Below are 12990 nucleotides of genomic sequence, written 5' to 3' on the forward strand. Positions count from 1 at the left end.
TTAGCAAGATAAAGCCATTTTATGGCATAAAGCATAGCGTTTATGAGGTGGCGGATCTGAGCGTCATAGAAATTTTAACAAGACCATCTAAAGCGCTTAGCGCAAAAGATATCAGCGGTATGATAAAGCGCGGAGAACTAGTGGAGACAAGCGGCGAGGAGGCGGCGCTATCTCGCATCGAGGTAGAGAAGCCGACTATCATTCTTTACGTCACGTTTGGTATCGCTTTTATCGTTGCGATCATTTTTGGGGTGACAAAGGCTAGGGGCGCAAAGAGGGATTACGGATAAATTTAACGTAAATTTTTTAAAGCGCCTTTTTTGGGTGCTTTACTCTTTAAATTTGACCCAAAATTTAAGGAGTAAATTTGACCTATTTACTCTTTTTTGTTATTTTGAAATGAAGCTGAAATTTACAAAAAAGGAGAAAAATGATCAAATTTCAAAGGTCAAAATTTAACAATTCGGTATTTATCCCATCGCTTGTCGTCATATTTTTAATAACAGCATTTGCAGCGATATTTCCAAATTTCTCAAATGGGTTTTTTAAAGGTATGCAAAACTACATTGCGGCCAAATTTGGCTGGTTTTACACCCTGGCCGTCGCCGTCATACTTCTAAGTATCATTATCCTTGGCTTTAGCAAGCTTGGCGAGATTAAGCTCGGAGCCGATCACGTAAAGCCGGAGCACAAAAATATCTCGTGGTTTTCTATGCTTTTTGCCGCCGGCATGGGCATCGGACTTGTATTTTTTGGCGTGGCCGAGCCGCTCATGCACTATCTAAACCCGCCGCTCGGCGACGCGCAAACTATCGCAGCTCAAAAGCTTGCGATGAATATCACCTTCTTTCACTGGGGCATGGGCGCCTGGTCGGTTTATGCCATCGTGGCGCTAATTCTAGCCTTTTTCTCATACAGACACGGCTTGCCGCTCACTCTTAGATCGGCGTTTTATCCGATCATCGGCGATAAAATTTACGGCAAGATAGGCAACGCTATCGACACATTTGCCGTCGTGGCGACGCTCTTTGGCGTGGCGACCTCGCTGGGATACGGCGTACTTCAGGTAAATGCCGGCCTTACGCACGTTTTTGGCCTGCCGACCATGCATATCACGCTTCTTATCGTGCTTTGTCTGGCTGCAACCGTCTCGGCGGCAAGCGGCGTGGATAAGGGCATCAAAATCTTATCAAACGCAAACATCGCGCTAGCTATATGTTTTATGTTTTTGATACTATTTTTGGGCGATACGACGCAGCTTTTAAAGTCGTTTGTGCAAAACAGCGGCGACTACGTCTCGACGCTCATTTCAAACACCTTTAATCTCTACGCCTACGAGAGGCAAAACGAGAGCTGGCTTGGCGGTTGGACGCTGCTATACTGGGCTTGGTGGCTATCTTGGTCGCCGTTTGTGGGGCTATTTATCGCTAAAATTTCAAAGGGCAGGACGATAAGAGAATTCGTCATAGGCGTGCTTTTCGTGCCAACCGGCTTTACATTTGCTTGGATGAGCTTTTTTGGTAACTCGGCGATCGCGCTTGTTCAAGGCGGATTTAGCGAGCTTGCTACGACCGTAAATTCCGATTCGGCTTCAGCGCTCTTTATGTTTTTAGAAAAATTTAGCTTTTCAGGCGTGCTAAGCACGATCGCAGTCTTTATGATCGTCATATTTTTCGTCACTTCAGCAGACTCAGCGGCGATCGTGATGAATATGCTTTGCTCAAACGGCAAGGATGATACGCCGGTTTGGCAAAAGGTCTTTTGGGGTGCTACAGTGGGCGTCGTGGCGGCATTTTTGATGCTAGCCGGCGGTCTTGGCTCGCTTCAAGCTCTCACGATAACTACGGCATTGCCGTTTGCTATCGTGTTACTTGGCGCCATTTACGGGCTATTTAAGGCTCTGCGCGTGGATATAACCAAAAAAGAGACAAATAACTTTAACAACATGCCTCTTAGCGATCTTTCAAAGCCTTGGCAAGAGCGACTAAGCGCGATCATCACGCTACCTAGCAAAAAAGACGGCAGTAAATTTCTAAACGAAGTCGTGCTAAAAGCTTTTAACGAGCTAAAAGAGGAATTTGCCAAAAACGGCCTTGAGGCAAATGTCGCAAAGGCTGAAAATTTCGTAAATTTAAACGTCGAACTTGGCGACGAGATGGACTTTAGATACGGCGTATATCTCACCAAAAGCCAGAGCCCGGACTACACGAGAGAGCTTGAGGGCGACGATCTTTACTACAGAGCCGAGGTATATCTAAAAGAGGGCGGTCAGGACTACGACGTGCTTGGCTGGAGCGAGGCCACGCTGATAAACGACGTAATCGAGCAGTACCGCAAACATATGCAGTTCTTGCATGTAGTTAGAAAATAATAATTTGGCGTAAATTTGCATAAATTTACGCCTTTAAATTTATGCCAAGTAGCCTTTTTCTAAATAATATTTACAAATTTTAATCCGGATTTGTTTTAAATTTCAAAGATGGTTCTAAAAACTTTAAATAAAATTTTTATATAATCCCTATTTTTCACAAAGGTATACAGATGGATAGAAAATCGTGGAGTTCAAAGCTCACATATATTTTAGCCGTTGCAGGAGCTACGGTCGGTTTTGGCGCGACGTGGCGCTTCCCGTATCTGGTCGGGCAAAACGGCGGCGGCGCCTACGTACTCGTGTTTTGTATCGCGATGATCGTGATCGGCATACCGATGATTTTAGCTGAAAATGCGATCGGCAGACGCCTAAAATGCAACGCCGTGGACGCATTCGGCGGTAAAAATATAAATCCAGCGTGGAAAATCGTGGGCTGGATGGGTTTGCTTGGCGCATTTGGCATCATGGCCTACTACATGGTTATCGGCGGCTGGGTGCTAAACTACATCGCGCAGATCGCATTTGGCATGCTCGATCTCTCGCAGGTACTTAGCTTTGAGGCTACGAGCGCGTTTTATGAGCAAAATATCGTGAGCGATCCGCTGGCTATCAGCTTTGCGACGCTCGTGTTCGTACTCGTAAACTACGCGATCTTGGTGCAGGGCGCGGTCGGCGGTATAGAACGCTCGGCGAAGTACCTCATGCCGCTGCTTTTCGTGCTCATGGTCGTGATGATCGTAAAAAACTTAACCTTAGATGGCGTGGCGCAGGGGGTTAAATTTTACCTCACGCCCGATTTTTCAAAGATAAATTTAAAGCTTTTTGTCGAGGTTTTGGGGCAGGTATTTTTCGCGCTTTCGCTTGGTTTTGGCGTGATGATTACTCTTTCTAGCTTTGTTAAAAAGGACGAAGGGCTGGTTAAAATCTCGATCATCACGGGCATCCTAAACACTCTCATCGCCGTGCTTGCGGGCTTTATGATATTTCCGTCGCTTTTTAGCTACGGCGTCTCGCCCGATAGCGGCCCAAGCCTCGTGTTTAAGAGCTTGCCGATCGTTTTTTCGCATATGCCTTTTGGCGGATTTTTCGCGGTGGCTTTTTTTGCACTGCTGATGATCGCCGCGCTCACGACCTCGCTACCGATCTACGAGGTCATCATCACGACGCTTCAGGAAAAATTTAAGATAAAACGCAAAAGCGCGATCTTGCTGGTGCTTGGCACGATATTTATATTTGGAAATTTGCCGTCCTTGATGGCTACGAACCTGCTTGCGGACGTTAAAATTTTCGGTAAAAATATCTTTGACGCATACGACGCCATCAGCGCAACGATATTTTTCGTGCTGACTTCGCTGGGATGCGCGATATTTGTCGGCTGGGTGCTAAAAGACGAAGCCAAACGCGAGATAACGCAAGGCAGCGAAAAATACGCAAAACTCGTAAATATCTGGTTTTGGTATATCAAATTCGTCGTGCCGTTTATCATATTGGTGCTTTTTATCAGCTCGTTTTACGATAATTTTTTAAAGTAAATTTGATGGCAAATCTCGTAAATTTAGCTAACGGCGACCGCCTAAATTTGCGCGTAGAGGGTCAAATTTTACTCAGCGAGAGCGTCAAAAACGGCAAAACTAGGCAGACGCAAAAGGAGCTTGAAAGCATAGACGAGGCGCAAAAAGCCTGCGTGAAAAAGGAGTGGGAGAGCCTGAAAAAAGGCTACGTCCTGCAAAACATCGGCGCCAAAGCGGGAGAGGCGAACTTGCACGTCTATATCGGCGGCGGATACACAGGCGCGCTAGCATTTGCTGGCGCGGGCGGTGAGCTTTTTGTCTATAAATGCGGCGGCTACAAAGAGGGCGGCGTGCTGGACGATTTTCTCATCAGGCTGGACGCAAGCGGCGCCGTAAAGCAGCAGATCGTCCTGCCAAAGCCGCTTGCGTGGCAGGCGGAGCGCGCGGGCGAAATTTTGCTTTTGGATCTGGATCATTTTATCTTTAAATTTGATCCTGCGAGCGGCGAATTTAACGATCTCTCTCAAGGGTTAAGCTTTAAAAACAGCAAAGAATTTACTAGCTTCGTTTGCGCTGCGAAAGATACGGCGGCGTTTGCTATGTTTGGTCAAATTTTTACTTTGCGCGGCGGCGAGATTTCGCCTCTTGCCGAATACAAATCCGAAATGAAAAGCTACACGCCGATCCTTTGCGCCGCGCTCGACGCCGACGGCACGCGGCTAGCGCTTCATTGTAAGCAAAACGAGATCAAAATTTTAAGCACGCTAAATGGAGAAATTTTAAACGAGATAAGAGGCGACTTCGGCATTTTTGATAAAGTTTGCTTTTTGGCGAATAGCTCGGTGCTGGGCAAGGAGCGCTACGCAGGCAAGCTAGTTTGCCTTAATGCCGCAAGCGGCGAGCGACTTAATCCTGCGTGGCTACATGGCGAATGCGCCGAGGCGGACGAGCTTTGCGTTAGCGCGGACGGTTTGCGGCTGGCGCTAATTAGCTACGACAAGGCCCGCATCATCGATCTAAAAAACGGAAGCTTGCGGCTTAGCTTTGAGCTCTCGCACGTCGTGAAGCGCTGCGAGGCGAAATTTGAGCGTATAAACGGCGAGGAATTTTTGGCCGTGCGCACCGACTACGGCTGCTTTAGTCTTTATAAAATTTAAGGAAAAATATGTTTTATTTTTTACTCGGTATTTACTTTTTTTACGTTGCCGCAAAGGCGATTTTGGCGATATTACAGATAAATTTTATCCGCGCGGAAGCTAAAAAGCCAGCCGTCGTTCTAGAGCAGAATGAATACGAAACCGCCGCCGCTACAGCGATAACTAATCAAAAATTTGAGATAGCAAGCCTTTTTTATCACGCCGCGATATTTATGATGTGGGCGTGCTGGGGGCTTGGCGAGATGTATGAAAGCACCTATAAAACGGGAGAACTGAGAGATCATATCATCTTTGTGATGAGCTTTTTGATCATCTCTTCGCTGCTGGAGCTACCGCTAAATATCTACGAAACCTTCGTCAAAGATAAAAAGCTCGGCTTTTCAAACGTCACGCCTAAAATTTTCGCGCTTGACCTGCTTAAAACGCTCGCGCTAACGCTGGTGTTTGGCACGCTATTTGTATGGCTGGTGCTACTTTGCATTAGATTTTTGGGCGATTTTTGGTGGTTTTGGGCGTTTTTGCTTAGCTTTAGCGTCGCGCTTGTGATAAATCTCATTTATCCGACGCTCATCGCGCCTATCTTTAACAAAATGCAGCCGCTAGAAGAGGGCGAGCTAAAAAGCCGTATAGAAGGGCTTTTGGCGCAGTGCGGCTTTAAAAGTAGCGGCGTTTTTACGATAGATGCCAGCAAGCGCGACAACCGCTTAAATGCATATTTCGGCGGCCTTGGCGCGACTAAGCGCGTGGTGCTTTTCGACACGCTCGTTAAAAAACTAAGTCTTGCCGAGATAATCGCCGTTTTAGGGCATGAGCTGGGGCACTTTAAGCACAAAGATATCCTAAAAATGATCGCTCTAAGCGCGGTTATGCTTTTTGCGATGTTTTTTATATTCGGCAACATCCCTGACGCGGCGTACGACGCGCTGGGGCTCAGTCCGGCAGGCGGCGGAGTGATCGTGTTTTTGCTGCTTTTTTCGCCGATTTTCGGGTTTTTATTTTCGCCGGTGAGCTCGTATTTTAGCCGCGCGAACGAATTTGGCGCCGATAAATTCTCAGGCGACGTCTCAAACAAAGCCGACATGATAAGCGCGCTAAAAAAGCTAGGCTCCGAAAACAAGGCCTTTCCGAAGGCTCATCCGCTCTATGCGTTCGTCTATCACTCGCACCCAAGCCTTTTTGAGCGTATAAACGAGCTAGAAAATGACGGTAAATGACGCGCTAAAAGCCGCTGCTTCGCTTATCGCGCCCGCGTGCGAGATAAGCGGCGCAAATCCAGCGCGCGTAGCCAAGGCTCTTTTGATGAGCTACCTCGGCGTAAAAATCGAGTGGATATTTTTAAATTTAAACCGCGAGTTAGAGGATGCGGACGGCTATTTCGCGCTTGTAACGCGCTTTGCAAATCACGAGCCGCTTGAATATATCACCGGCGAGGCGGGCTTTTACGGGCTTACTTTTAACGTAAAAAAGGGCGTCTTGATCCCGCGCCCGGAGACTGAAATTTTAGTCGAAAGATCGCTTGAGGTTTTATCAAATTTACCCGCGCAAAATGGGCCGCCCCTAGTCGCCGAGATCGGAGTCGGAAGCGGGATAATCAGCATCTGCCTCGCGCTAAACTCAAACGCTAAAATCATAGCCTCCGATATCAGCGACGATGCGTTAAATTTAGCTCGCGAGAATGCCGAGAAATTTGGCGTAGAGGACAGGATAGAGTTCGTAAAATGCGCGTATCTGGATCAAATTTACGGACGCTTTGACCTGCTCGTTTCAAACCCGCCTTATATCGCGCAGGATTACGGGCTTGATAAATTCGTACTAAACGAGCCGCACGAGTCGCTGTTTGGTGGCGCGGTTGGCGACGAGGTCTTAAAAAACATAATCCTCGTCGCTAAAAATCGCGGCGTAAAATACCTAGCCTGCGAGATGGGCTACGATCAGCGAGAAAGCATGCAAAGCGCGCTTAAATTTAACAGGTTCGAGGCGGAGTTTTATCAGGATTTGGCCGGATTTGACCGCGGATTCGTCGCGCGAAATATATTTGCGAATTTTTAAATTCGTGTGCGGTTTGTGCTTTGGCGATAAACCAAATTTGACCGAGCTTGCGTCAAATTTATAGCTTACAAATTTCCGTCCTTCTAGCTCAAATTTAGCGGATTTTAAATGCTATAACCCTAAAATGTGTGCAGTAAAATCAAAAAAAGGAAAATCATGAAAAGCGTTTATTTTTTACTTTTGGGCGCGCTCATCGGCACGGAGCTGGCTCTGGGCGCCCTAGTCGCACCCACGATTTTTTATCCGCAGAGCATACTTGGCGGGGGAGTACTCACGCAGTTTCAAAGCGGCAAACTCATGGCTACGATATTTGTCAAATTTAACTACGCCTTGCTAGCCGTTAGCGTCATAGCCGTGCTTTACGAGCTTGCATCGTTTAGATCTAGCGTCAAATTTGCCGTCAAATTTAGCGCGAATATGCTCTGCGCGATAAATTTAGCCCTCGCGCTCTCGTTCGTATTCTACTTTACGCCTTTCATCATGGACGCGCAGGCTGCGGGCGAGGTGGCAACGCAGACGGCCGAGTTTGCGCAGATGCACGCGGCTAGCGAATGGACGATGAAACTGATGCTGTTTGCGCAGCTTGCTTTGTTTTTTATCAAATTTAAAACCGCCGAAAAATGAGCGCAAAGCCCGACATCCAAATTTTAACCGATTTTCTCTCTGACTACACGACGGCGATGGTGAGCGCCGGTACCTACACCGCGCGCGTCGAAAAGTGCGTCGACCGCGTGGCTAGGCGCTACGGATACGACGTTAGCGTGACGATTTTCGTGAAGTATTTTACCATTAGCGTCATGGACTCGGCCGACAACTCCCTGCGCCGAACTTACGTTAAAAAGATCCCGCTAGGGCAGGTGAGCTTTAACCGTATTTCCGAGCTTTCGTCGCTTAGCTGGCAGATCTTGGATGAAAATTTGAGCTTAGACGAGGCCAAAGAGCAGTTTGAGGGCGTCATGCGAATAGGGGCGAATAAATTTGCAAGCTCGCTTATTTTGATCAGCCTTGCAAATGCGGCGTTTTGCAAGCTTTTCGGCGGCGATATGGGCTCGGTAGCTTGCGTGTTTTTTGCGACTCTGGTCGGCTATAGCCTTAGATTTGCGCTTGCTAAAATGGGCGTAAATTTAAAAATCCAATACGTTTTGGTCTCGTTTGTCGTCTCTTTTATCGCTTATCTTGGCGTATTTTACGGCTTTACGCATACTAGCGACGTGGCGATCGGCTCGTCGATACTCTTTTTGATGCCGGGCGTTTTTCTCATAAACTCGGTCTTTGATATCATAAACGACAACACGCTTGTAGGCATCAGCAGGGCCGTGAGCACAGGCATCCTGATACTTTGCATCGCGGTGGGCGTCTATATCACACTCTCGCTTAGCAGCGCGGAGATTTTACATGTTTGAGCTTTTGACTGCGACTCTCATAGACGGTGCCTTTGCCGCGGTGGCGGGGCTTGGTTTTGCCTACGCTAGCTCGCCGCCTAAAAGGACTCTCGTATTTTGCGCGCTGCTTGCGGCGTTTGCGCATGCTAGTCGTTTTTGGATCATGCAGATGGGATTTTTTAACATCAGCGTCGCCACTCTCATAGTATCATTTTTAAGCGGGATTTTAGGTATGCTCTTTGCCAAGCGGCTCAAAGTGCCGGCCGAGATCATCGCGTTTCCCGCACTTTTGCCGATGGTGCCCGGAGTCTATGCGTATAAAGGCATTTTGGCGCTGTTTTCGTTTCTAAACGAGCCTGATATCGCTAAGAAAAACGAATATCTAATCATATTTTTTGATAACGCGATCACGACTACGACGGTCTCGCTAGCTCTAGGCGTGGGCGTTTCTGTGGTGCTTATTTTATTTTACGATCAGTCCTTGATGATTACTCGCGGCGCCAAGTGCGATCTGGCGACTAAAAGATTAAGTAGAAATTTAACAACAATTACTAAATAAATAGAAGGTAGAATACGATAAAGGCATCTGCAAAATATATTTAAATATTGTATACTTGTAAGAATATTTTATGAATTGAATGATAATATTAAGTATTCTTAGTAGAATAGAATTGGATAAAAATAAGATAAAAGAAAGAATTAAAACATTTAGAAATTTGTGAGATTTGTTTTTTGAAACTTTGGGTAAAAAAAGCAAGAATGGAGGTATAAAATTGGAAGACTTTTTATCTGTAGCCAAAAAAGATTACGATAGTATTTTTAGTAAAGTTGAACATTCAAATAGTATAAATGGAATAGATGTAGATTTAAGATTTAAATTTATCCAATTTGATCCAAATGGGGATCCAAAAATTAATTTACTAATAAAAAAATTGTTAAGTTATTTTACCCATTACTGTTTTTCTGCACAAAAGCGAAGAATAAACGAGTTGCCAACGGAACAAGAAAGAAATGAAATGTATCGTGAAGCTCAAAAGCTTTTTAGAAAATGGAAACAAGAAGAGAAAAATAAGCCTACATCTGGAGAAATGGGTGAAATGATATTATGGTTTTTAATGGAAGCCGTATTGGAATCGCCTCAAATGGTCGCAAAAATGGATCTGAAAACAAACAGGCGGATGGAATCTTTTGGTTCTGATGGTATTCATATGAAGATAATTGATGATATTTTAAATATATTTTTTGGAGAAGCAAAGCTCTATAAGGATGTTGGAAAAGCCATAGATAGTATTTTTGAAAGTATTGAAAAATTCCACGAAGATAAAATGTGGGAGCATGAATACAATATGGTAACTACTCATTTTAAATACCTAAAAGAAGGCGAAAAGCAAAAAGTTTTTGATTTTATAAGTGGCAAAATAAAAAGCCAAGATATAAAAATAAATCATGCCTGTTTAGTTGGTTATGATTGGAATGAATACAAAAAGCTTGATGATCAAACCAAAAGACAAGAATTTATTGATACATTTAAAACTAAATACCAAGAAGATACCATTAGGCTGGCGAGATTAATACAGTCGCGGTTTGACAAGTTTTCAAAAAAGCAATTTCATTTTGAAGTTTTCTTTTTGCCAGTTAAAAGCGTACAAGAATTAAGAGATAAATTTAATGAGGAGCTTTGAATGAATGATTTAATTGAAAAACTCATTAGGTATGATATTATAAATTATTTATCAGCTCTAAACATTAAACAGGACAATAATTTGGAGCAATTTAGTGAAGAAGAAATTTTACAGTTGTGCAAGTATGCTTCTTTGTTGGCATTATCTGATACGGATGATGATCAAATGCTTTCATATGAAATTTCTACAAAACTATTTATTAATTTTTATGAAAAATATCCGACTTTATATTCTATTGTTTTTAGTATTCTCTCGAGATTGGGTAATTTTCCCAATAGGGATTTATTAAAAAAATATAAACCTTCTGAAGAGTTTCAACCGCAAAGTCTTTTAATCGATCTAGAAAGAATGGCAAGAGAACAAGAAAATCAACTCATATTGCAAAATAATGAGCAAATTTTTTTAACAGACTTTCAAAAGCGATTTTTTGACGTATTGACTGATAGGCATTTCTTTAGTGTGTCTGCTCCAACATCTGCGGGCAAATCATTTATTTTTACTCTAGCAATAGTAAAAAGACTACTTAAAAATCCTAATGAGGTGATTGTTTTAATTGTTCCAACCAGAGCATTAATTAAAGAATTGAGTGAAAAAATAATAAAAAAATTAAAACATTATAATCTATTTGGAAAAGTTGATGTCAGAATTTTGCCTATTTTGGAAGATAAATCAAATGACAAAGGCAGGGTATATGTACTTACTCAAGAAAGGTTGAGCACTTTATTGGAAGAAAATATAAAAATTAATACATGCTTTATAGATGAAGCACAAGAAATACAGAATAATAGAGGTGTGGTACTGCAAAATACAATTGAGCTTTTAATCAAAAGAAACCATGATATAAATTTATTTTTTGCTAGCCCATTAATTAAAAACCCTGAGTATTTTAATAAATTGTTCGAGCAAAAATTTGATAATGAGTATTTTATAGAAAACATATCGCCCGTTGGACAAAATATTTTATTGTTAAGTGAAATCAAAAATAAACCAAAAAGCGTATTTATTGAAAATATAGATTTTAACTCGCAAAGAAAAAATTTAGGCGAATTTAAATTAGATTTTAAATTTAGAAAAAATGAAAAAATAATTTCTCTTGCTAAACAAATTTGTATAGAAGATGAACTTACATTGATATATTGTAATGATCCAGGTGAGGCAGAAAAAAGGGCTTTGTTGCTAACGGAAAAAATAAACAATATTGATACTGATGATGAAATCATTGGTTTAATAAATTTCATAAAAGAAGATATACATAAGGATTACTCAATAATTCAATGTCTCAAAAAAGGAATCGCCTACCATTATGGCTATATGCCATCTTCAATTAGGGCAGAGATTGAACGTCTTGCTAATATTGGGAAATTGAGGTTTGTATTTTGTACTAGTACTTTATTGCAGGGCGTTAATTTGCCTGCAAAAAATATTATAATATCCCGCCCCAATAAAGGCAAAAATCAACCTATGAATCGAGCTGATTTTCTAAACTTAATTGGAAGGGCCGGGAGGCTTTTATATGAATTTCAAGGAAATATTTGGTGTATAGAGCCAAATCAGTGGGAGTTAAAAAGCTTTGAAGGTAATAAGCTTCAAGAAATAGGAGCTTATTTTGAAACTTCCTTATTAACAAAAACTGATAAAATTATAGAAATCGCCAAAGATCAGAATAATGATAGCAATGAAGTTGCTGTTTTTGGAAAATTTTATTTAGATTTTATTATTAATGAAAAAAATATTGATCAATTTAAAGAGTATAAAAGCTATGAAAAAATTCAAAATCTATTTGATATTTCCAAACTAATTGCGCGTCAATTACCAGATAATATTATAAGAAAGCATTATTCAATCCATCCTGCAAGATTACAAAAGATGTATGTGTATTTTAAGGAAAATAGTAGTAATGATTTAAATGAATTTATTCCTAAAAAAGCCTATCAGAAACATACAAATGATAATTTAAAATTAATTTTTAAGCTTATAGATTTAATACTGTTCAATAAAGGGAATGAAAATAAACAATATGAACTTTTTAGTTTTATTGCTTCATCTTGGATACATGATAAGCCGATAAGTCAAATTATATTAGAAAGAAACAAATATACAAAAGAAAACATTAATTCTACTATAAGAGAAGTTCTTGAAATAATAGAAAAACAGATCAGGTATAAATATGTTATTGCGACACATGCATATTTAGATATATTGAAACTAGCACTTTTGGAAAGAGATAAAGATTTCAATGTTGATTTGATTCCAAATTTACCATTATATCTAGAGTGTGGCACATCAGACAAAACTATCTTGAGTCTTATTTCGCTAGGATTATCTAGACTTACTAGTATTAAATTAAAAATGTCGAAGAAATTCCGTTGTGATGAACCAACGGTTACTAATTGTTTTTATGCTCTTCAAAAAATTGATATCAAAAATCTTAATATACCAGAAGTTTGCAAACATGAAATTATGGGATTGATTTTGTGAAATAATTAAAGTAATAAAAAACAAAAACTATAATTATGGGCAAAGATATTTGTTTTAGAATTTTCGAATAGTTTAAAAAATTGTTATAAGATAGTAATATAATCAAATAACCTAATGCTTATTTATTAAAGTAAATACAGTAAGGCTAAGATAAAAATACGTAAACAATAGACATAGTTTTTATTTTAATATTAAATATATTTTATGAAAGTTGCTTTTTATTAATTTGGTATATTTAAAAGTGGATTGCAAAAAAATAATATCAAGAAATTAAAAATTCTAATTTTCTTGCTAAGTAGGATAATTTTTACAATATTGATGCAATCAGGCTAATAGACTTCAAGAAAATAACCATATTTT

At 41.1% G+C, this 12990-nt stretch carries 10 protein-coding genes and 1 pseudogene; all 11 read left to right on the plus strand.

Features of this window, described 5'->3' with window-relative positions; genetic code table 11:
• Positions 1 to 290, plus strand: a pseudogene (locus RWM02_RS06220) (DKNYY domain-containing protein); the annotation flags it as partial.
• Between the two features lie 140 nt (positions 291 to 430).
• Positions 431 to 2371, plus strand: coding sequence for a BCCT family transporter (locus tag RWM02_RS06225; RefSeq protein WP_314070175.1), 1941 nt, complete (start codon positions 431 to 433; stop codon positions 2369 to 2371).
• 170 nt (positions 2372 to 2541) lie between these two features.
• Positions 2542 to 3903, plus strand: a complete 1362-nt coding sequence (locus RWM02_RS06230) for a sodium-dependent transporter (protein ID WP_314070178.1) — start codon at positions 2542 to 2544, stop codon at positions 3901 to 3903.
• 5 nt (positions 3904 to 3908) lie between these two features.
• Positions 3909 to 5039, plus strand: coding sequence for a WD40 repeat domain-containing protein (locus RWM02_RS06235; protein WP_314070181.1), 1131 nt, complete (start codon positions 3909 to 3911; stop codon positions 5037 to 5039).
• 8 nt (positions 5040 to 5047) lie between these two features.
• Positions 5048 to 6253, plus strand: coding sequence for a M48 family metallopeptidase (locus RWM02_RS06240; protein ID WP_314070184.1), 1206 nt, complete (start codon positions 5048 to 5050; stop codon positions 6251 to 6253).
• Entirely contained in the window at positions 6240 to 7088 is an 849-nt protein-coding gene (prmC, locus tag RWM02_RS06245) for a peptide chain release factor N(5)-glutamine methyltransferase (RefSeq protein WP_314070186.1), read from the plus strand. The genes RWM02_RS06240 and prmC overlap by 14 nt, the downstream gene beginning before the upstream one ends.
• A 156-nt stretch (positions 7089 to 7244) precedes the next feature.
• The gene (locus tag RWM02_RS06250; protein WP_314070189.1) at positions 7245 to 7712 is read left to right on the plus strand and encodes a DUF4149 domain-containing protein; all 468 of its coding nucleotides are present in this window, start codon (positions 7245 to 7247) and stop codon (positions 7710 to 7712) included.
• Entirely contained in the window at positions 7709 to 8491 is a 783-nt protein-coding gene (locus RWM02_RS06255; RefSeq protein WP_314070191.1) for a threonine/serine exporter family protein, read from the plus strand. The genes RWM02_RS06250 and RWM02_RS06255 overlap by 4 nt, the downstream gene beginning before the upstream one ends.
• A complete protein-coding gene (locus RWM02_RS06260; protein ID WP_314070194.1) occupies positions 8484 to 9029 on the plus strand; it encodes a threonine/serine exporter family protein in 546 nt (181 codons plus the stop codon). Before RWM02_RS06255 ends, RWM02_RS06260 begins: the two co-directional genes overlap by 8 nt.
• Positions 9030 to 9243: 214 nt before the next feature.
• On the plus strand, positions 9244 to 10152 hold the full coding sequence (locus RWM02_RS06265) for a HamA C-terminal domain-containing protein (RefSeq protein WP_314070197.1): 909 nt from the start codon (positions 9244 to 9246) through the stop codon (positions 10150 to 10152).
• Entirely contained in the window at positions 10153 to 12630 is a 2478-nt protein-coding gene (locus RWM02_RS06270; protein WP_314070200.1) for a DEAD/DEAH box helicase, read from the plus strand. It begins immediately after the preceding gene.
• Positions 12631 to 12990: the final 360 nt, after the last annotated feature.

This window comes from Campylobacter showae, from assembly GCF_963515975.1.
GTDB classification, from domain to species: domain Bacteria; phylum Campylobacterota; class Campylobacteria; order Campylobacterales; family Campylobacteraceae; genus Campylobacter_A; species Campylobacter_A showae_F.

Coding starts and splice junctions, on each gene's coding strand:
- RWM02_RS06225 (WP_314070175.1), top strand. CDS start 431: ATGATCAAATTTCAAAGGTCAAAATTTAACAATTCGGTATTTATCCCA.
- RWM02_RS06230 (WP_314070178.1), top strand. CDS start 2,542: ATGGATAGAAAATCGTGGAGTTCAAAGCTCACATATATTTTAGCCGTT.
- RWM02_RS06235 (WP_314070181.1), top strand. CDS start 3,909: ATGGCAAATCTCGTAAATTTAGCTAACGGCGACCGCCTAAATTTGCGC.
- RWM02_RS06240 (WP_314070184.1), top strand. CDS start 5,048: ATGTTTTATTTTTTACTCGGTATTTACTTTTTTTACGTTGCCGCAAAG.
- prmC (WP_314070186.1), top strand. CDS start 6,240: ATGACGGTAAATGACGCGCTAAAAGCCGCTGCTTCGCTTATCGCGCCC.
- RWM02_RS06250 (WP_314070189.1), top strand. CDS start 7,245: ATGAAAAGCGTTTATTTTTTACTTTTGGGCGCGCTCATCGGCACGGAG.
- RWM02_RS06255 (WP_314070191.1), top strand. CDS start 7,709: ATGAGCGCAAAGCCCGACATCCAAATTTTAACCGATTTTCTCTCTGAC.
- RWM02_RS06260 (WP_314070194.1), top strand. CDS start 8,484: ATGTTTGAGCTTTTGACTGCGACTCTCATAGACGGTGCCTTTGCCGCG.
- RWM02_RS06270 (WP_314070200.1), top strand. CDS start 10,153: ATGAATGATTTAATTGAAAAACTCATTAGGTATGATATTATAAATTAT.